Origin of the sequence: Frankia sp. AgPm24, assembly GCF_023243055.1 — a bacterium.
Lineage (GTDB): Bacteria > Actinomycetota > Actinomycetes > Frankiales > Frankiaceae > Frankia > Frankia umida.
This window is the reverse complement of record NZ_JALKFW010000184.1, coordinates 21,027-40,421: the sequence shown is the minus strand read 5'-3', so window position 1 is coordinate 40,421 and position 19,395 is coordinate 21,027. Positions and strand designations below refer to the sequence as shown.

Below are 19,395 nucleotides of genomic sequence, written 5' to 3'. Positions count from 1 at the left end.
CGCCCGGTCACGTGCTGGTGGGCCGCCGGGCCGACGACGCCGGTCGCCCGTCCGTCAGCGAGGAGCCGATCCGGCGCGCGGTGGTGCTGACCGCCGGGTCCTGGGGAACGGTGTTCGCCAAGGTGCTCGCGGACGCGGGCACCCGGGTCGATCTCGTCGCCCGCGACGCTGCGCTCGTGCGGGCCATCAACGAGCGCCACGTCAACCCGCGCTACCTGCCCGCGGTCGGGCTCCCGGAGCGGGTGCGCGCCAGCACCGAGCCGGGGCCGGCGCTGGCGACGGCGCGGCTGGTGGTGCTGGCGGTACCGGCGCAGGTGCTCCGCCCGGCGCTGGCCCACTGGGCGCCACTGACCGCCCCCGACGCGATCTACGTGAGTCTGATGAAGGGCGTCGAGGCGGGCAGCACACTGCGGATGAGCCAGGTGATCGCCGAGGTCGCCCAGGTACCGCCGGAGCGGGTCGCGGTGGTCAGCGGTCCGAACCTGGCCCACGAGATCGCGGCCGAGCATCCCGCCGCGACCGTCGTGGCCAGCACGTCCGCGCGGACCGCCCACCTGGTCCAGACGGCCTGCTGGACGCCCTACTTCCGGCCGTACACCAGCGCCGACGTGATCGGCTGCGAGCTGGGCGGCGCGGTGAAGAACGTGATCGCCCTGGCCGCGGGCATGCTCGCGGGCATGGGGTTCGGGACGAACAGCGAGGCATCCCTGATCACCCGGGGTCTGGCCGAGACCCAACGGCTGGGGACGGCACTGGGCGCGTATCCGATGACGTTCGCCGGCCTCGCCGGCCTCGGCGACCTGGTGGCCACCTGCGGGTCGACGCTGTCGCGCAACCGGACCTTCGGGGAGAAGCTCGGCCGGGGGATGACCCTGGCCCAGGTCGAGGCGGAGCAACAGCAGGTCGCCGAGGGGGTGCGGTCGTGCCGACCGCTGCTGGCCATGGCCGACCAGCACGGGGTCGCCATGCCGATCACCCGACAGGTCGAACGCGTGCTGTACGAGGGCCTCCCGCCGCTGGAGGCGGTCAAGGAGCTGATGAGCCGCGAGCCGGGCCCCGAGTACTGATCGCTAGTGGACGGCGGGTACCTGGTCGGCGGGTACCGGGTCGGCGGGAACCGGGTCGGTCTCGACCTGTGCGCCGACCGAGCGCAGCTTGCCGACGGGGTCCTCGTAGCCGCGCTCGAGGAACCGGGTGCCCCGGATGACGCTGGTCCCGTCCGCGCTCAGGGCGGCGAGCACATAGGCGAAGCCGGCCCGCAGGTCGGGGATCGTCAGGTCGACGCCGGTCAGCGGGGTCGGGCCGCTGACGACGGCGGAGTGTTCGAAGTCGCGGGCGGCGAACCGGCAGGACTTGCCGCCCAGGCACAGCGTCGACAGGGCGATGTCCGCCCCCATCTCGGCGAGCTGACGGGTGTACCCGAACCTGTCCTCGTAGATCGTCTCGTGGATCACCGAGGCCCCGCGGGCCTGGGTGAGCAGCACGACCAGCGGCTGCTGCCAGTCGGTCATGAACCCGGGGTGCACGTCGGTCTGCACGTGGGTGGCCTCCAGCGCGCGGGCCCGGAAGAAGGTCATGCCGCGCGGGGTGACCTCGAACTCGCCGCCGAGCCGACGCAGGTGGTTCAGGAAGGTCATCAGGTGGTCCTGGCGGGCACCGACCACCTCGATCCGGCCGTTGGTGGCCACGGCGGCGGCGGCGAACGAGGCGACCTCGATCCGGTCGTGGATCGGCGCGTGGGTCGCCCCGCGCAGCCGGTCGACCCCCTGCACCACGATCGTCCGGTCGGCCTCGACGTCGACCAGCGCACCCATCTGCTGCAGGAACAGGATGAGGTCGACGACCTCCGGCTCGACCGCCGCGTTCGAGATCACCGTGGTGCCCTGCGCACGGACCGCGGCGAGCAGCAGGTTCTCCGTCGCGCCGACGCTGGGGAAGGGCAGCGCGACGTGCGTCCCCCGCAGCCCCAGGGTCTTGACCTGGACCGAGCGGACCTGCTCGACGATCTCCGCGCCCATCGCCCGCAGGCCGGCGAGGTGGAAGTCGACCGGCCGCTTGCCGATCCGGCAACCCCCGGGCAGCGGGATCACGGCCTCGCCGACCCGGTGCAGCAGCGGACCCATCATCAGGATCGGGATGCGGTTCACCCCCGAGTAGGCCTCGGACAGGGAGGCGTCCGCGATCCGCTCGGTGGTCAGGCGCACGGTGTGCCCGTCGAGCCATTCGACGTGGGTGCCAAGCTCGGCCAGCATCCCGAGGACGACATCGACCTCGGCGATCCGCGGCACCCGGGTCAGCGTGCACGGCGCCGGGGTGAGCAGGGTGGCGACCATCAGCTTGGTGACCGAGTTCTTGGCGCCGGAGGCCTCGACCGAGCCGTGCAGCGGCGCGCCACCGCGGATGCGGTACCACCGTTGGTCCGTGCTGCCTGGCGTGGTCGCTGTCGTGCTGGGAGCCCCCACGGGCTGCCTCCCCTGGCAAGGGTGCGGATGCGTCAGGTCACGTTGGGCGGGGCGATGGAAGCAGAGTCCGGATGGCCCGAACCGTCCGCGCGTCACCCCGCGATCGAAAAACTACCCACGGTGACGATAGCCGTGATCCACCGGTCCGATGCCGGCGCCGAGCGGGAACCCGGCCGCGAGCGCGCCGCTGACATAGTCCTTGGCGGCCTGTGCGGCCCGTGCCGGCGAATCGCCGCACGCCAGGCGCGAAGCGATGGCTGACGCGAGGGTACAACCGGTCCCGTGGGTGTGACGGCGATCATAGCGCGGGCCGCGCAGCTCCACGCGCACGGCTCCGTCGGTCAGCAGATCGACGGCATCGCCCGCCAGATGCCCACCCTTGACCAGCACCCAGCGGGGGCCGAGCGCCAGCACCGCCTCGGCGGCGCGCGGCAGGTCGGTCACATCCTCGATGGTGAAGCCGGTGAGCAGGCGGACCTCGTCCACGTTCGGCGTGACGATCGTGGCCCGCGGCAGCAGCCGGTGGCGCACCACATCGACCGCGTCCGGCGCCAACAGCGGGTCACCGTGCTTGGACACCCCCACCGGGTCGACCACCACCGGCGCGTCGATCCGGTCCAGCTCCGCGGCCACCAGGTCGACCAGCGCGGCGGACGAGAGCATCCCGGTCTTGACCGCGTCGACGCCGATGTCGTCGACGACGGCGCGGATCTGCCCCCGCACGGCGTCGGCCGGCAGGTCCCACACGCCGTGCACCCCCAGCGAGTTCTGGGCCGTCACCGCCACGATCGCGCTCATGCCGTGCACGCCGAACGCGAGCATGGTCTTCAGATCAGCCTGGACTCCGGCGCCGCCGCCGGAGTCCGAACCGGCGATCGTCAACACCCTCGGCGGCGCGACCCCCACCCCGGGCGGCGCGCCGCCCCCCCCCCCCCCCCGGGGCGGGGGGGGGCGGCACCCCCCCCCCCCCCCCCCCCCCCCCCCCCCCCGCCCCCCCCCCCCCCCGCCCCGCTCGCGCTCGCAGGGCCGGCCGGCCGGCTCAACGCAGCCTCGAGAACATCGGATATCCCACCATTCGTCTTCGGATCACGGCCGCGGGTTCGGCGGCCGCGGTGGTGGCCGTCCTCACAATCGAGTACGGGCCGGGGCGGCTGGGCCGCAGGATTGCCGGCCAGAAGAGGTCCACGTGGCAGCCGATGTGCGCTGGTCGACCGGGTAGGTGAAATTCCTCGGTCGCGGAACCTCTCATCCGGCCCGTTTGCCTGTTACCTTCTGTCGGCCCGTAGTTCTGCAGGGCGGGCTGTCGACGTCCGACGAGGGAGCGTCTGTGGTCCACGCGTACATCCTTATCCAGACCGAGGTGGGCAAGTCCGCCTCGGTTGCCAAGGAGATCGAGCAGATCCCCGGAATCACGCAGGCGGAGGACGTGACCGGTCCCTACGACGTCATCGTCCGGGCCGAAGCGCCCACGGTGGACGACCTCGGGAAGATGGTGATGTCGAGGGTTCAGGCGGTCGACGGCATCACCCGCACACTCACCTGCCCGGTCGTCCACTTCTGAACATCGTCTCGGGTCGTCCCGCACCACCGCGGGCCGGCCGTCCACTGACCCGGTCCGGCGTCACGCCAGGCCGGGTCAGCCATGCCACCTGGGCGGCTGGACGTTCGGCCCGGGCGGCCAGCCGTAGCCGTCACGTACGGCTGGCCGGACGTCCCGGGTGGGCGGCCAGCCGTCGTGCGCGGGGGATCGGTCGTCCCCGGCGGGGTGCTGGTCGTCCCGGGTGGGGCGGTGGTCGTCCCGGCCGGGGCTGGGGTGGCGGCCGCGCCGGGTGGCTGGGTGGTCGGGTCGGGGTCGCAGTCGTGGTCGTCCTGCTGGGCGCGGCCTGTGGCGGCCCCGGTCCGGTCCGGTTGACCAACGTCCCGGTGCCGGCGGCTTCGCTGGGAGCGGCCTGCGAGGCCCTGGTGCGGGCGCTGCCGTCATCGCTGGGCGCCCACCTGGATCGGCGCACACTGAAGCCGGCACAGGCCACCGCGGTCGCCTACGGGCGTGGTCCCGCGGTGCTCACCTGTGGCGCGGCCGGGGTGCCGGCGAGCTACCGGCCCGACGCGACGTTGTCCTTCGTCGACGACGTCGGCTGGTTCAGCGAGCGGATCGGCGACGGTCTGCGGTTCTCGACGCCGACCCGTTCCCCGCACGTGGTGCTCTCCCTGCCCGCGACCACCCTGGCCGAGGTCCAGCCCTTCGACGTCCTCGTCACGGTCGGCGCCGCGGTCCGGGCACACACCAGGGCCACCACGGCCTGACCCCGCCCCACCCGGCCACCCGAGCGGAGCCGGTTCGAGAAGCCGTGCGGCCTCAGCGCAGGCCGGAGCCGGTGCCGAGGGCCGAGCGCACCAGCCGGTCGACCAATGCCGGGAGATCGAGGCCGCTGGCCGCCCACATGCGGGGGAACATCGACGTCGGGGTGAAACCGGGCATGGTGTTCACCTCGTTCACCACCACTTTGTTCTGTGGAGTGAGGAACACGTCGACCCGGGCGAGTCCGGCGCAGTCCAGGGCTTCGAAGGCCCGCACCGCCACGGCCTGGACCTCCTCGAGGACGTCCGGGGAAAGCACGGCGGGAACGTCGAACCGGGTGCGGTCAGTCACGTACTTCGCGTCGAAGTCGTAGAAACCGGTCGGGGAGTCAACGGTGATCTCAGCGGGCAGGCTCGCCTGCGCACCGGGCGCGTCGACACGGCCGAGGACACCGCACTCGATCTCCCGGCCGACGATGCCCGCCTCGATGAGCACCTTGGGATCGTGGGTGCGTGCCGTCTTGACAGCGGTGTCGAGGTCCGCCCAGGCGTCCACCCGGCTGATGCCGATGCTCGAGCCACCGCGCGCGGGTTTCACGAACACCGGCAGGCCCAGCCGCTGCCGATCGGTCTCGGTGAGGCTCTCGCCGGCGCGCAGCACGACGTACGGCCCGACCGGGAGACCGGCGGCCGCGAGCTGCGCCTTCATGTGTTCCTTGTCCATGGCCGCGGCGCTGGCGAACACCCCGGAGCCCACATAGGGGACCCCGGCCAGTTCGAACAGGCCCTGCACCGTGCCGTCCTCCCCGAACGGGCCGTGCAGGACGGGAAAGATCACGTCGATGTCGGCGAGTTCGCCCAGGGGGGCGTCCGTGGGATCGCGCAGGACGAGCCGGGGCGCGGTCGGGTCGGCGGTGAGGACCACCTGGCGACCGGCGGCGGCGCGCACGGCGGGCAGCTGCTCACCGTCCGCCCGCAGGACGTCGGCATCGGTCGCGAACACGATCCAGCGGCCATCCACATCGATGCCGATCGGGACCACGTCATAGCCGTGGCGGTCGAGTGCACGCACCACGCCACCGGCCGACACACAGGAGATCGTGTGTTCGGTGCTACGGCCACCGAACACAACGGCAATACGAATCCGGCCCCGGGTTCCTGGCATGCGGGGACCCTAGCGGATCGGGGTGCCTGACCGGGCGGCCAGCCAGGCGGGAACCTCAGCCGCGGGTGACCTTGCCGGCCTTGATGCAGGAGGTGCAGACGTTCATCCGCCGCCGGGTACCGCCGACGATGCCCCGGACCGTCTGGATGTTCGGGTTCCAGCGACGGCGAGTGCGTCGGTGGGAGTGAGAGACCGACATGCCGAAGCCCGGTCCCTTGCCGCAGACGTCGCACACCGAAGACACGAGAAACACTCCGTCGAAATAGTCGCAGGCCCGGGGTCGAACTCCGGGATATCGGGCGGTCGGAACCGCGATCGTACTCATCCCAGTGGCCTGACGGCATGATCGGGAGAACGCGCACAGCGGAAACCGCTCCGAGCCTACCTCAGCCGCCGGGCTACCGGCCGACGCGATCCCCGCGGATGCGGCCGAGCCGGCCGCGCGGGGCCGGCCGGGCGGCCTTGTGGCGCTGGCCGGGCGGAGCCGTCCGGCGGTCCCGGGGAACCGCGCGCCCCGTGGTCCCGGACGGATGGTCGGGGTGTGCGGGCACGGTTCTGTCGGTGCCGCAGTGCAGTATCGGAGGTGTGGTCGACCTTGACACCCCGTTGAAGACGCTGTTGGGGGCCCGTGCTGCCACCCTGCTGGCCGACGGCCTCGAGCTGCGGTCGGTGGGTGACCTGTTGGATCATCTCCCGCGCCGCTACCACGAGCGGGGTGAACTCACCGATCTCGCCGATCTGGTCGTCGGCGAGTCCGCCACCGTGGCCGCGCGGGTGGAGAGGATCGAGCGTCGACCGATCCGCTCCGGGCGGTCGATGCTGCGGGTCACCGTGACCGACGGCCGGCAGCTGCTGACGTTGACGTTCTTCAACCAGACCTGGCGCGAACGGGATCTTCGCCGTGGCGTGACGGCGCTGTTCGCCGGCAAGGTGGAGGAGTACCGCGGTCGGGTCCAGCTGACCAATCCCGAGGTGCACCTGCTCGAGGCCGACCCCGGCGAACTCGGCGGGAGCGGTGCGGGGGGCGGGGGCGCCGCGGAGGTGGATGTCCTGGCTGGCGCGCAGAGCCCGGGCGGGACAGGAGACGGGGCTGGCGCGGAGTTCGTGAACGCGCTGGTGCCGATCTATCCGGCGGCGGCGAAGGTGCCGAGCTGGACGGTGGCCCGATGCGTGCGCCTGGCCCTGGACTCGCTCGACCCCGTCACCGACCCCCTGCCGGCGGACCTGCGTCACCGTCGCCGGCTGCCGGGTCTGCTCGAGGCGTATCGCAAGGTGCACCAGCCGGCGAACCGCGGCGACGTGCACCTCGGGCGCACCCGGCTGAGCTGGGACGAGGCGCTGGTGCTGCAGGTCGCCCTCGCCCGGCGTCGCCGCGAGGTGGAGGCGCTGGCGACGGTGGCGCGACCCGGCCGTCCGGATGGTCTGCTGGCCGCCTTCGAGGCCAGCCTGCCCTTCGAGCTGACCGCGGGGCAGCGCGCGGTCGGCGAGGCCATCACCGCGGATCTGGGCCGTCCGGTGCCGATGCACCGACTGCTGCAGGGCGAGGTCGGCTCGGGCAAGACGGTCGTGGCGCTGCGGGCGATGCTCGCCGTCGTCGACTCCGGCGGGCAGGCGGTGCTGTTGGCGCCGACCGAGACGCTGGCCGCCCAGCACGAGCGCAGCCTGCGCGAGATGCTCGGTGACCTGGCTCGGGCCGGGGAGCTCGACGGTGCCGAGCGGGCCACCCGGATCACCCTCGTCACCGGGTCGCTGGGCGCGCGGGCACGCCGCGAGGCGCTCACCGCGATCGCGGACGGGTCGGCCGGTCTCGTGGTCGGCACCCACGCCCTGTTGCAGGAGGACGTCCAGTTCGCCGATCTGGGCCTGGTCATCGTGGATGAGCAGCACCGTTTCGGGGTCGAGCAGCGCGACGCCCTGCGCGCCCGGGGCCGTCGGCCGCCGCACCTGCTCGTGATGACCGCGACGCCCATCCCGCGGACCGTCGCGATGACGGTCTTCGGCGACCTCGAGGTGTCGGAGCTCACCGAACTGCCCAGCGGCCGCTCACCGGTGGCCACCTTCGTCGTCCCGGCGATGGTGAGTTCGTGGACCGACCGGATGTGGGGGCGCATCCGGGACGAGGTGGCCGCCGGCCGGCAGGCCTATGTGGTGTGCCCCCGGATCGGTGGCGCCGGTCCCGAGGACGGCGCCGACACCGAGGATCGACCGACCGCGACCGTGACCGAGGTGCTCCCGCAGCTCGTCGGCGGTGAACTCGCCGGCCTGCGGGTGGAATGCCTGCACGGCCGTCTGCCGTCGGCTCAGCGGGAGACGGTGATGAACCGGTTCGCGGCAGGTGAGCTGGACGTCCTGGTGGCGACCACGGTCATCGAGGTGGGGGTGAACGTGCAGAACGCGACCGTGATGGTGGTGCTGGACGCCGACCGGTTCGGGGTCTCCCAGCTGCACCAGCTGCGCGGGCGGGTCGGCCGAGGCGAAGCGGCCGGCTGGTGTCTGCTGCACACCGCGGCGGACCAGGACACCCCGGCCTGGCAGCGGCTCAGCGCGGTGGCCGCCACCACCGACGGCGCCGAACTGGCCCGTCTCGACCTCGTCCAGCGCCGGGAGGGCGATGTGCTCGGAGCCGCGCAGTCCGGTGGTCGCCGATCGCTGCGTCTGCTCGCGTTGCTGCGCGATGAGAAACTCATCCGGGAGGCCCGGACAGAAGCGTTCCAGCTGGTGGACGCGGACCCGGCCCTGACCGACCATCCCGCTCTGCGCCGCCTGCTCGCGACCGTGCTCGACGAGGAGAGCGCGGCTTTTCTGGAGAAGGGATGACAGCGTTCCGATGACTCGGATCATCGGCGGTACGGCCGGTGGACGGCAGATTATCGTGCCGCCCGGAAAATCGACCCGCCCGACATCCGACCGAGCCCGTGAAGGTCTGTTCAACACGCTCGCGACCTGTGTTGATCTCACCGGGGCTCGCATCGCCGACCTTTACGCGGGTTCTGGTGCGGTCGGCTTGGAGGCGCTGTCCCGGGGGGCATCCCATGCCCTGCTGGTCGAGCGGGATGCCGGCGCGATCCGGACCTTGCGCCGCAACGTCGAGGCTTTGGGTCTTTGCGGAGCGGAGATCTGCCAGTCGCCGGTGTCACGTGTGGTGCAGAACACTCCGGGGAAGCCTTACGAGGTGATATTCCTCGATCCGCCCTACGCGCTGGGCGATCCTGAGCTCGGCGAGGTGCTGCAACAACTACGCGACGGCGCCTGGCTGGCCGCGGACGGTGTCTGTGTGGTCGAGCGGTCGCACCGCTCGGCGCCGGTGGTCTGGCCGGATGGTCTGTGTGCGCTCCGTGAACGGAGGTACGGAGAGGGTGTCCTCTGGTACGGTACACGATCATGAGAAGGGCAGTCTGTCCCGGTTCATTTGATCCGATCACCAACGGCCATCTCGACGTCGTCATCCGGGCTAGCCGGCTCTTCGACGAGGTCGTTGTCGCAGTTTTGATCAACAAGAACAAGGCCACTCTGTTCACCGTGGAAGAGCGGATCGATCTCATCCGCGAAGCACTGCGCGATCATCCGTCCGCGCCGGACAACGTGATCGTGGACTCGTCCCAGGGGCTGGTTGTCGATTTCTGTCGGTCCCGGGGAATCCAGTCGATAGTCAAGGGCCTGCGGGCGGTCAGCGACTTCGACTACGAGCTGCAGATGGCGCAGATGAACAATTCTCTGGCCGGCGTCGAGACGCTGTTCATGAGCACGAATCCACAATATGCATTTCTGTCGTCGAGCCTGGTGAAGGAAGTCGCCCGCTACGGCGGCGACGTCTCGGGTCTCGTGCCCGACGTCGTGCTCAAGCAGCTGCGGGATCGGGCGTAGCGCCCCCGGCCGTCCTCAGGCTCCCGCCGGCGCGTGCTCCCGTGCGTCCGTGCGTACCCCGGGGTGTCCGTGCGTGCTGGTCGGCGGGCGCCTTGGTCGTTGGACGGCGCGATCGGATAGGCTGGGGACAGTCGTCGTCTGGCCCCTATCGCCGGCCTTCGCCGTACGACCCCGCATCCATGCTGAACCCACCCCGGTGGGCTTCCTGAGCCGGACCTAGACGTGAACGCGACTGCCGCCATGAGTGGATCCCACCCCCGCCGCCGGACCCCCCGGGGCCCGCTTGTGCTTGACACCAGGGAGCTGGGCCGGCGGCCCGGTTCGCTGCTGCGTGTCCAGGCCCGGGTGGAGGTTCCTGCTGGCCTGGGTACCGAGATGATCTGGATCGCCTCGGGCGCGCCAGCGGAGCTGGACCTGCGTCTCGAGTCGGTGATCGAAGGTGTCCTGGTCAGCGGGACGGTGATCGCGCCGTTGACGGGAGAGTGCGCGCGCTGCCTCGATCCGGTGTCCGACACCGTGACGGTCGAGCTCCGCGAGCTGTTCTACTACGCTGACCGCGCGGTGGAGGCCGGTGAGGACGAGGACGAGCGAGTCCTCGTCGACGACCGGGCTGATCTTGAACCCGCGCTGCGCGACGCGCTCGTGGTCGACCTGCCGTTGTCCCCGGTCTGCCGGCCGGACTGCGCGGGCCTGTGCGTCGACTGCGGCGTCCGCCTGGACGACGTGGGGTCCGACCACACCCACGACAGCGCCGACCCCCGGTGGGCGGCGCTGTCCGGCCTGGCGCGGGACACCTCGACCGGGCCCGATCCCGCGATCGACACCCCTGGTCGGGGAGCCGATCGCGGTGACGACGTTCGACCCTGACACGCTCGCCATCCCGGCGAGATCGTCATACCCCTGAAGTACGAAGGAGAGGGCACAGTGGCCGTCCCGAAGCGGCGCACGTCGCGCAGCAACACCCGTTCCCGCCGTTCGCAGTGGAAGGCCAAGGTGCCGACACTGTCGAAGTGCTCGCGCGGGCACACGGTCCGTCCGCACACGGTGTGCACCACCTGCGGTCGCTACAACGATCGTCAGGTGCTGGACGTCTGAGTTCGGTGTGACCCGGATCGCCCTTGACCTGCTGGGAGAGGGGCGGCCGACCGCCGACCTCCTCGAGGCCCTGCCGATCGCTCTGGACGCCGATCCGCACCTGACACTGATCCTGGTGACCGGTGCGGACGGTGTGGCGGATGACCTTGCCCGGCTCGGGATCACTCCCGGAGCCCGGGTGCAGGTCCGTCCCGCCGCCCGGAGCGTGCCGTCGGGTCCCGAGGCCGTGCGCGTCGTGCGTGCCCGGCGGGACTGCGGCGTGCGCGTCGCGGCCCGCCTCGTGCGGGACGGGCAGGCGGACGCCCTGGTGTCCGTCGCACCCGCCGAAGCGGTCGTGGCCGCGGCCCAGTTCACCTACGGGCTGCTGCCCGGGGCGACCCGGGCGGTGCTGGCCGCGGATGTCGGGTGCACACCCGACGGCGACGCCGTCCACCGTGATGTGGTTACGCTGTGCGATGCCGGTGCGGCGGCGGGTGCGACATCCGACGAACTGGTTCAGGCCGCGCTGCTCGCCGCCGTCCACGCGCGGGTGCGAGGCGCGTCCGGACGACCGAAGGTCGGGCTGCTCTCGCCCGGCCCCGCGCTGGCCGACCCCGTGCACGACGCCGTGGCCACCCAGCTTCGCGCTCTGGACGTGGACTTCGTCGGGCCCTGGACGGCCGGTCGCGTGCTGACCGCCGCCGGGCTCAGCGGCCAGCACGGTGGCCAGCTCAGCGGCCAACCGGGCCAACCGGGCCAACCGGGCCAACCGGGCCAACCGGGCGGCGATGCCGCCCGAACGGCCGAGGTGTCCGCGCCGTCGCGGGTGACCGACGAGGGCAGAATCGATGTCGTTGTCGCCGAGGGCCGCGCCGGGGCCATGCTTCTTTCGGTGGTCCGGGCCCTGCGGCCCGCGGCGGCGAGCTTGCGTCGAGGTCCCGAGGGGGAGCCGGCGAGGATGACACATGAGGACCATGACGTGCTGGGAGGAACGATCGTGCTGGGGGTTGACGCTGTCGTGACCCACGCCGGTCGGTCCGGAGGAGGATCCGTGGATGCCGCTGGCAGCGCACTGGTGACGGCGGTGCAGACCGCCTCGCTCGCGGTGCGTGGTGACCTGGTCGACCGCACCCGGGCCGCGATGGCGGCGCTGGTCTCGCGGCGTCGTGCGCTGGCCGGGATGCCCGGATGACCCGCCACCTGCCGCCGCCGCCCCCGCGCGGCGACCTGATCAAGGTGCTGGACTCGGCGATCGACACCGAGCTGCTCGACCGCGCCCTGACGCACCGCTCCTACGCCTACGAGAAGGGCGGCCTGCCCACCAACGAGCGCCTCGAGTTCCTCGGCGACGCGGTGTTGGGCCTCGTGGTCACCACGGCCCTGTTCGTGCGTCATCCCGACCTGGCCGAGGGGCAGCTGGCCAAGCAGCGCGCCTCCGTGGTGAACATGCGGGCACTGGCGGACGTCGCAAGGACCATCGGGCCGATCGGGCTCGGGCCGTATCTGCTGCTCGGCCGCGGCGAGGAGACCACGGGCGGACGGGACAAGGCGAGCATCCTCGCCGACACCCTCGAGGCGATCATCGGTGCCGTCTACCTGTCCGGTGGGCTCGAGGTCGCCTCCCGCTTCGTCCACCGGCTCTTCGATCCGCTGCTGGACGAGGCCGCCGGCCGTGGTGCGGGTCTCGACTGGAAGACGTCCCTGCAGGAACAGACCGCGCTGCTCTCGCTCGGCCCGCCGGAGTACACCGTCGACCAGGACGGCCCCGATCACGCGAAGCGGTTCACCGCCTACGCCCGGATCGCCGGCGAGTCGCTGGGCGAAGGCGAAGGCGGCAGCAAGAAGGAAGCGGAGCAGCGTGCCGCCGAGGCGGCCTTCGCGGTACTGGAAGGTCGGGTGGCAGCGGCGGCGAAGCTGGCGCAGGAGGCGAAGGCGGCCGCCACCGGCGTGGCCGCCACCTTCGGTTCCGGTCCCGGTTCCGCCGGCCGGCACGATCGTGCCGCGGCTTCGGCCTCGCCTGCTGCCCCGACCTCGACCGCTGCCCCGACCTCGACTTCTGGCGTCGGCGAGTCGTCCGGCACCTGAGCCCGCGGATGGTGGATCATGCCTGAGCTGCCCGAGGTGGAGGTGGTCCGGCGCGGTCTGGAGCGCGGGGTCGTCGGCCGGGTCATCGCCGACGTGGACGTCCACCATCCTCGGGCCATCCGCCGGCACACCCTCGGCGCCGAGGACTTCCGGGCCGCACTGATCGGCCAGCGGATCATGGCCGCGCGTCGCCGGGGCAAGTTCCTGTGGCTGGCCCTGCGGGCGCCGACGCCGGCCGCCGACGCACCGGCGGACGGGGACGCGCTGCTCGCCCATCTGGGGATGAGCGGACAGTTGCTGGTGGTGCCATCGAACAGTCCGGACCAGACACATCTGCGTGTCCGGTTCACCTTCGCCGATGGTGGTCGTGAGCTCCGCTTCGTCGACCAGCGGACCTTCGGTGGTCTCGCGGTGGCCGTCGGCGGTGCCGAGCTGCCCGCGCCGGTCACCCACATCGCGCTCGACCCCCTCGACCCCGTCTTCGACCTGGATCAGGCCATCCGGCGCCTGCGCGCACGACGTACCGGCCTGAAACGAGCCCTGCTCGACCAGACACTGGTCAGCGGCATCGGGAACATCTACGCGGACGAGGCGCTGTGGGCGGCGCGGCTGCACTACGCCCGCCCGACCGAGACGATGACCCGGGAGCAGGCGCACCGCGTGCTGACCGCCGCCACCACGGTGATGTCGGCCGCGCTGGACGCGGGGGGTACCTCCTTTGACCGCCTGTACGTGTCGGTCGAGGGTGTCAGCGGTCTGTTCGAGCGATCGCTGCAGGTCTACGGGCGGGCGGGGGACTCGTGCGCGCGTTGCGGGGGCACGATCCGCCGCGATGCCTTCATGAACCGCTCCAGCTTCACGTGCCCGATCTGCCAGCCTCCACCCCGCCACCCACGGTGGTAGTAGGGGATCGAGCTTGCCGTCGCCGCGGCGGGAGAATCCCGGGGCGGACCGTCAGGCGGATCAGCGTCTCGCCGCGGTCTGTGCCGGCTGCGCTCGCCGCGAGCCCGTCAGCTCTGCGGCAGTGGGGTCGGCGCCGGATACCGGGCCGGTGAGCGAGCCGATCTTGGGTGTGGCGGCCGGGTGGCCGGTAGGGTCACACCCGCGATCGGCTCGCGGACGTAGTGGTCGGAAGGTGGCGGATCAGGCCTTGCCACCGGGCAGGTTCGGAACAGCGGTCTGGGTCGGGCCGGCGGTCCGCGGCGGGGCGTAACCAGGGCCTATGATCGCTTCCTGGTTGTCGACCGGCTCTGGTGTGACGTGCCGGTCGCCGTTCGCGCTCGGGCTGGGTACGGGCAGAGCGCCGCCGTCCTGGTGGAAGTCCTGTCCGCAGCCGCTCAGTGCGAGGGCGGCTCCGGCGGCCAGGGCGATCAGTGCCGCGGAGGTCGACCTGCGGTGCGCGCGCGGGCGGGTGCGCACCGGGTCCGCAGACCGCCGCGGCGCGCTCGGCCGGCCTGCCATGTCTGAGAATGATGAGGTGTCCACGATGGCCAGTACCCTACCTCGCTGATGACCGACGAACGCCTGACGTCAGTGGCAGGTGGCCCGACGGTGGTCCGCTTCACCGCCCGCGTATGTGGCCGCGTGCAGGGGGTTGGATTTCGCGACTATGTGCGTACTCGCGCTCGCAGGCTCGGCTTGGTGGGTTCCGCGACGAATGTGTCCGATGGCACGGTCGAGGTGATTGCGGAAGGCGCGGTCGCGGCGTGTCAGGAGCTGGCGCGTCTGCTGGTGACCGGTCATACTCCGGGCCGCACTGATCGGGTCGAACTTCTGTGGCGGAGCGCACAGGGCAATCTGGTCGGCTTTCGCCGCACGTGACGGCTTGTGGACGCTGCGCTGGTCATCATGTCGCCAGCATGACGACCGGGATTTGCGTGTTCACCGGATCAGTCAGCTGGGCATGTGGCATGCTCTTGACTTTCGACCCTCCGGCGTGGGACTCTGGAGCCATTGTTGGGGGCGCACTTTGATCTTTTTGGGTCTGGTGTTGTCCAACGCCCACTAGGTCACTCATCGTGGAGGACCATCACTATGGCGAAGGCCCTTTTCGGCCACGTCGGATCCGGCAACGATCTGCGCCTCTCTTATGAGGTGCGCCGGCTTCGCGCCCGGGTTGCGGAGCTTGAGGCGGAACTGGCTCGAGTACGCGACGTCAACGAGGCTCTGGTTGGTGGTGTCGACGTACCGGAAGATGTCCGGGCGCTCGACGCGGAGCCGGCCTACAGCTGATCTGGCGGGGAGTCGGTTGCCGGGGGCAGGTTCCGGCGACTCCCAGCAGGTACCGAGTACCACCGGTTCTCAATGTTCAGCGAACTACTATCTCGGCATTCCTCACTCTATGTGTTTATTCGGTTTCCGGGTGGGCGCGGGCTGGTGAGGGTGCCGGGCTTGTGATCTCGAGTGGCGGTCCCGTGCGCAGCGGCGCACGGATGGATCACATGACCAGCACCGCCCACATACGGGTGTGAGACCGATCCGTCGGTGTAGGGGTATAGGCGGAGTGTAGCGTTTCAGCTACGCTCCGCTGCTCGCTAGGATGTCCATGTCCTGGCCGACTGCCCAGAGAGATCTGTCGCCAGTCCGGCGCGTCCTCCTCACCGCTGCTCCGGAGTCCGGTGCATCTCAAGAGCCTCACCCTGCGGGGTTTCAAGTCCTTCGCCAGCTCGACAGCGCTGCATCTCGAGCCGGGAATCACCTGTGTGGTCGGGCCGAACGGCTCCGGTAAGAGCAACGTCGTCGATGCCATCGCCTGGGTCCTGGGCGAACAGGGCGCGAAGGCGTTGCGCGGCGGTGCCATGTCGGACGTCATTTTCGCGGGTACCCCCGCTCGCCCCGCTCTTGGCCGGGCCGAGGTCCTTCTGACGATCGACAATTCCGATGGTGCGCTGCCTATCGAGTACACCGAGGTCACTGTCGGTCGCATCCTCTTCCGTAGCGGTGAGAGCGAATACACGATCAACGGCACGACCTGCCGGCTGCTCGACATCCAGGAGCTCATGAGCGATTCCGGAATCGGGCGTGAGTTGCACGTGATCGTCGGCCAGGGGCAGCTGGACGCGGTACTGCAGGCCCGGCCGGAAGATCGTCGCGCCTTCGTGGAGGAGGCCGCCGGCGTCCTGAAACATCGCAAGCGCAAGGAAAAGGCGCTGCGCAAGCTCGAGGCGATGTCGGCGAACCTCACCCGGCTGACCGATCTCTCCGCCGAGCTACGACGCCAACTCGGCCCGCTCGGGCGTCAGGCGGAGATCGCCCGTAAGGCCGGAGCGATCCAGGCCGCCCTGCGCGACGCGCGGCTGCGCCTGCTCGCCGATGATCTGAGCATCGCCCGCTCCACCCTGTCCGTCGACGCCGCCGACGAGGACGCGCTGCGCCGCCGCCTGGCCGAGACCCAGACCCGGCATCGGGACGCCGTCACCGGCGAGGAACGACTACAGGCCGCCCTGGCCGCCGCCGTCCCACGGGCTGCCGCCGCGCAGGAGACCTGGTACGCGCTGGCCTCCCTGCGGGAGCGGCTGCTTGGCACCCGATCGCTTGCCACCGAACGGGTCCGGCTGCTGCGCGCGGGCGGCGACGACCTGGCCGGCCGGCGCGATCCAGAGGAGCTGGAGCAGGAGGCCACCGCCGTTCGGGAGCAGGAGATGGTCCTGACCGAACGCCTGGAACTCGACCGTGAGCGCCTCGAGGAGGTGGTCACCCGACGGGCCGAGCTGGAGGCGACCCTCGCCCACGAGGAGCGGGAACTGATCGCGGCGGCCCGGGCGGCGTCGTCTCGCCGAGAGGAGATCGCCCGGCTGGCGGGCCAGGTCGAGGCGGCCAGATCGCGAGCCAGCGCGGCCGAGAACGAGATCACCCAGGCGACCGAGGCTGTCCGGGCCGCCCAGGAGCGCGATGCCGAGACGACCCGCTCCCACACCGATCTCGAGGTCGAACTCGAGCAGATGGACGGCGCCCGCGACGAACTCGCCGAGGCCCACACCGCGGCTGTCGCCGTCCACAGCACCGCCAACGAGCGACTGGAGACGCTGCGGACCGAAGAGCGCTCCGCGGAGCGGGACCGGGCGTCCTGGGCCGCGCGCCGGGACGCGCTGCGGCTGTCGCTGGCCCCCGCCGACGGGGCGGCGGCCCTGCTCGAGGCGGCCAGTCGGGCCCAGCAGGGCGCCGGGGACGATCAGGACGTGCGATCCGACCCGGGTACGGCCGCGATCGCGCCGCCCACCGAGGCGGATCGCCCCGGTGGGCGCTCCGCCCGGCGCAGGGACCGCGCCGGGCGATCCGCGGTCGGCGGGACCGGGGCGGCGACCGAAGCCGGCCCACCGCCGCCGCTTGACCCGGCGTTCACGGCCCTCGGACGGTTGTCGACCGTACTGAGGGTGCGGCCCGGCGCCGAGGTCGCCGTGTCCGCCGCGCTTGGACCCGCCGCGGACGCGTTGCTGGTGGCGGCGGCGGGCGACGTGAGCCTGGCCTTCGCCTGGCTGCGTGCGGCCGACGCCGGTCGCGCCACCCTGGTCACCGCGGCCGCGGTGACCAGCGACACCGACACCGACAGCGACGCCTCCGGCGTCGGCGGGACGCTTCCGTCCGGTTGCGTGCCGCTTGTCGACCTGGTCGAGATCGTCGATGAGCGGTTCTCGGTTCCGGTGCGGGCCCTGCTGGCCGGCACCGTTCTGGTCGAGGACCTGCCGAGCGCGGGTGCGGTCCTCGAGAGCCGTCCGCGGCTTCGGATGGTCACCCGCCAGGGCGATCTGCTGGGTCCGGCCGTCTCGGTCGGCGGCAGCGCCCATCCACCCAGCGCGATCGAACTGACCGCCGCGGCGCAGGAGGCGCAGGCCGGGGTGGACGAGTCGACCCGCCGCGCCGAACTCGCCCACGAGGCGCTGGAACCGGCCCGGATGGAGGTCAGCCGAACCCGGGCGGCGATCGACGCCGCCTCCGCGGCACTGCACAGCGCCGACGCGCGGTCCCGTGCCTTCCGCGAGCAGATGGCGAAACTCGAACGGGCCAGGGGTAACGCCGGCACCGAGGTGGTCCGCCTGGAACAGGTCCGCACCCGCGCCGAGAGCACCCGGGACCGGACCTACGGCGCGCTGCACGAACTGGAGGCGGCCCTGGCAGCCGCCTCGGCCCGTCCGGAGGTGGACGAACGACCCTCCGCGGAGCGTGACCGGCTGGTGGCCGCCACCTCGGCGGTACGGGCAGCCGAGGTCGAGGCCCGGCTGGCGGTGCGGACCAGCGAGGAACGTGCGCGGGCGCTGCAGGGTCGGGCCGAGGGCCTGATCCGGGCGGCGGCGGGGGAGCGGGCCGCCCGGGCCGCCGCGGCCCGCCGCCGGGAGGTGCGTGATCGACAGGCCGCTGTGGCCGCCGCCCTGGGCGACGCGGCGGGGTACACCCTGGACCGGCTCGACCTGTCCCTGGCCCGCGCGGCGACGGAACGCGAACAGGCCGACGCCCTGCGCCGCACCACCGAGGCGGATCTCGCCACGGCCCGGGAGCTCGGCCGCACACTCGCCGCCGCGCTCACCGCGCTGCAGGACAGTGCTCACCGCGAGGAGCTGGCCCGCGCCGAGAAGCGACTGCGGGTGGAGACGCTCGAGGCGAAGGCGATGGAGGACTTCGGGATCACCGCCGACGACCTCGTCGCCGAGTTCGGACCAGACCAGCTGGTACCGCCGGACGAGGTGCCCGGCGACCCACCGGGTGCGGCCGTCCCCTACGTCCGTGCGGAGCAGGCCGCCCGGGCCGCCACCGCGGACAAGCAGCTGGCCCGCCTCGGCCGGGTGAACCCGCTGGCCCTGGAGGAGTTCGCCGCGTTGCAGGAACGCGCGGCCTTCCTCAGCACCCAGCTGGAGGACATCCGATCCACCCGTAGGGACCTGCTGCAGGTGGTCGAGGAGGTTGATCTCCGCGTGCGGGAGGTGTTCGAGGCCGCGTTCGCGGACACGGCTCGGGAGTTCGAGATCGTCTTCGCCACGCTGTTTCCCGGTGGGGAGGGCCGACTGATCCTCACCCAGCCGGACGACATGCTGACCACCGGCATCGAGGTGGAGGCGCGCCCGCCGGGAAAGAAGGTGAAACGGCTGTCCCTGCTGTCCGGCGGCGAACGGTCGTTGACCGCGCTCGCCCTGCTGCTGGCGATCTTTCGGGCGCGTCCGTCGCCGTTCTACGTGCTCGACGAGGTCGAGGCCGCGCTCGACGACCGCAACCTCGGTCGGTTGCTGGAAGCCCTCGAAGGGCTGCGGCAGAAGTCCCAGCTCATCATCATCACGCACCAGAAACGCACGATGGAGATCGCCGACGCACTGTACGGCGTCGCGATGCGTGGCGACGGTGTGACCACGGTGATCAGTCAGCGGTTGCGGGAGCGAGCCACGGTCTGAGGCCACCCGGGCGGGTGTCCCACCCGGGTGAGCGTGCCGGGTCGGTCCGCGGATCTGTCAGGATCGGGGT

19 protein-coding genes are annotated in these 19,395 nt (G+C 71.7%); 14 read left to right on the top strand and 5 right to left on the bottom strand.

All coding sequences use genetic code 11. From position 1 onward, the window contains the following. Nucleotides 1-68 precede the first annotated feature (68 nt). Nucleotides 69-1,067, top strand: coding sequence for an NAD(P)H-dependent glycerol-3-phosphate dehydrogenase (locus MXD61_RS13140; protein WP_248813296.1), 999 nt, complete (start codon nucleotides 69-71; stop codon nucleotides 1,065-1,067). Between the two features lie 3 nt (nucleotides 1,068-1,070). Here the strand turns inward: MXD61_RS13140 and murA are convergent, their stop codons facing one another. Further along, nucleotides 1,071-2,462, bottom strand: coding sequence for a UDP-N-acetylglucosamine 1-carboxyvinyltransferase (gene murA, locus MXD61_RS13135; RefSeq protein ID WP_248813257.1), 1,392 nt, complete (start codon nucleotides 2,460-2,462; stop codon nucleotides 1,071-1,073). A 111-nt stretch (nucleotides 2,463-2,573) separates the two neighbouring features. Beyond that, a complete protein-coding gene (gene thiD / locus MXD61_RS13130; protein WP_248813256.1) occupies nucleotides 2,574-3,347 on the bottom strand; it encodes a bifunctional hydroxymethylpyrimidine kinase/phosphomethylpyrimidine kinase in 774 nt (257 codons plus the stop codon). A gap of 442 nt (nucleotides 3,348-3,789) precedes the next feature. Between thiD and MXD61_RS13125 the strand changes: the two genes are divergently transcribed. Beyond that, complete coding sequence (locus MXD61_RS13125) at nucleotides 3,790-4,023, top strand: Lrp/AsnC family transcriptional regulator (protein ID WP_248813255.1); 234 nt, start codon at nucleotides 3,790-3,792, stop codon at nucleotides 4,021-4,023. Nucleotides 4,024-4,322: 299 nt separating this feature from the next. After that, on the top strand, nucleotides 4,323-4,766 hold the full coding sequence (locus tag MXD61_RS28480) for a DUF3515 family protein (RefSeq protein ID WP_248813254.1): 444 nt from the start codon (nucleotides 4,323-4,325) through the stop codon (nucleotides 4,764-4,766). 52 nt (nucleotides 4,767-4,818) lie between these two features. Here the strand turns inward: MXD61_RS28480 and MXD61_RS13115 are convergent, their stop codons facing one another. After that, a complete protein-coding gene (locus MXD61_RS13115; protein ID WP_248813253.1) occupies nucleotides 4,819-5,925 on the bottom strand; it encodes a D-alanine--D-alanine ligase family protein in 1,107 nt (368 codons plus the stop codon). A gap of 55 nt (nucleotides 5,926-5,980) precedes the next feature. Beyond that, nucleotides 5,981-6,169, bottom strand: coding sequence for a 50S ribosomal protein L28 (gene rpmB, locus MXD61_RS13110; protein ID WP_163547068.1), 189 nt, complete (start codon nucleotides 6,167-6,169; stop codon nucleotides 5,981-5,983). Nucleotides 6,170-6,510: 341 nt separating this feature from the next. Between rpmB and recG the strand changes: the two genes are divergently transcribed. The 8 genes from recG to mutM all read left to right on the top strand — a co-directional run bounded on the left by recG (nucleotide 6,511) and on the right by mutM (nucleotide 13,851). After that, on the top strand, nucleotides 6,511-8,742 hold the full coding sequence (gene recG / locus MXD61_RS13105; protein WP_248813252.1) for an ATP-dependent DNA helicase RecG: 2,232 nt from the start codon (nucleotides 6,511-6,513) through the stop codon (nucleotides 8,740-8,742). A 10-nt stretch (nucleotides 8,743-8,752) separates the two neighbouring features. Beyond that, nucleotides 8,753-9,310, top strand: coding sequence for a 16S rRNA (guanine(966)-N(2))-methyltransferase RsmD (gene rsmD, locus MXD61_RS13100; protein ID WP_248813251.1), 558 nt, complete (start codon nucleotides 8,753-8,755; stop codon nucleotides 9,308-9,310). Beyond that, nucleotides 9,307-9,789, top strand: a complete 483-nt coding sequence (coaD, locus tag MXD61_RS13095) for a pantetheine-phosphate adenylyltransferase (RefSeq protein WP_163547064.1) — start codon at nucleotides 9,307-9,309, stop codon at nucleotides 9,787-9,789. The genes rsmD and coaD overlap by 4 nt, the downstream gene beginning before the upstream one ends. A 240-nt stretch (nucleotides 9,790-10,029) precedes the next feature. Further along, a complete protein-coding gene (locus MXD61_RS13090) occupies nucleotides 10,030-10,656 on the top strand; it encodes a DUF177 domain-containing protein (protein WP_248813250.1) in 627 nt (208 codons plus the stop codon). Nucleotides 10,657-10,713: 57 nt separating this feature from the next. Then, entirely contained in the window at nucleotides 10,714-10,884 is a 171-nt protein-coding gene (gene rpmF, locus MXD61_RS13085) for a 50S ribosomal protein L32 (RefSeq protein ID WP_163547060.1), read from the top strand. A 7-nt stretch (nucleotides 10,885-10,891) separates the two neighbouring features. Next, entirely contained in the window at nucleotides 10,892-12,055 is a 1,164-nt protein-coding gene (locus MXD61_RS13080) for a phosphate starvation-inducible protein PhoH (protein ID WP_248813249.1), read from the top strand. Continuing rightward, nucleotides 12,052-12,948 carry a ribonuclease III gene (gene rnc, locus MXD61_RS13075; protein ID WP_248813248.1) on the top strand — a complete coding sequence of 299 codons (897 nt, stop codon included), beginning with the start codon at nucleotides 12,052-12,054 and terminating at the stop codon, nucleotides 12,946-12,948. The genes MXD61_RS13080 and rnc overlap by 4 nt, the downstream gene beginning before the upstream one ends. A gap of 18 nt (nucleotides 12,949-12,966) precedes the next feature. Continuing rightward, entirely contained in the window at nucleotides 12,967-13,851 is an 885-nt protein-coding gene (gene mutM, locus MXD61_RS13070; RefSeq protein ID WP_248813247.1) for a bifunctional DNA-formamidopyrimidine glycosylase/DNA-(apurinic or apyrimidinic site) lyase, read from the top strand. Between the two features lie 240 nt (nucleotides 13,852-14,091). On the opposite strand, the gene MXD61_RS13060 is transcribed toward mutM, so the two are convergent. Continuing rightward, on the bottom strand, nucleotides 14,092-14,409 hold the full coding sequence (locus MXD61_RS13060) for a hypothetical protein (RefSeq protein WP_248813246.1): 318 nt from the start codon (nucleotides 14,407-14,409) through the stop codon (nucleotides 14,092-14,094). Nucleotides 14,410-14,457: 48 nt separating this feature from the next. Here MXD61_RS13060 and MXD61_RS13055 point away from each other — a divergent pair, with 48 nt between their 5' ends. The 3 genes from MXD61_RS13055 (at nucleotide 14,458) to MXD61_RS13045 (ending at nucleotide 19,325) form a co-directional block, all read left to right on the top strand. Continuing rightward, nucleotides 14,458-14,769, top strand: a complete 312-nt coding sequence (locus tag MXD61_RS13055) for an acylphosphatase (RefSeq protein WP_248813245.1) — start codon at nucleotides 14,458-14,460, stop codon at nucleotides 14,767-14,769. Nucleotides 14,770-14,982: 213 nt separating this feature from the next. Beyond that, nucleotides 14,983-15,180: a hypothetical protein gene (locus MXD61_RS13050; protein ID WP_163547050.1), complete on the top strand. Its 198-nt coding sequence runs from the start codon at nucleotides 14,983-14,985 to the stop codon at nucleotides 15,178-15,180. Nucleotides 15,181-15,566: 386 nt separating this feature from the next. Further along, on the top strand, nucleotides 15,567-19,325 hold the full coding sequence (locus MXD61_RS13045; protein WP_248813244.1) for an AAA family ATPase: 3,759 nt from the start codon (nucleotides 15,567-15,569) through the stop codon (nucleotides 19,323-19,325). Nucleotides 19,326-19,395: the final 70 nt, after the last annotated feature.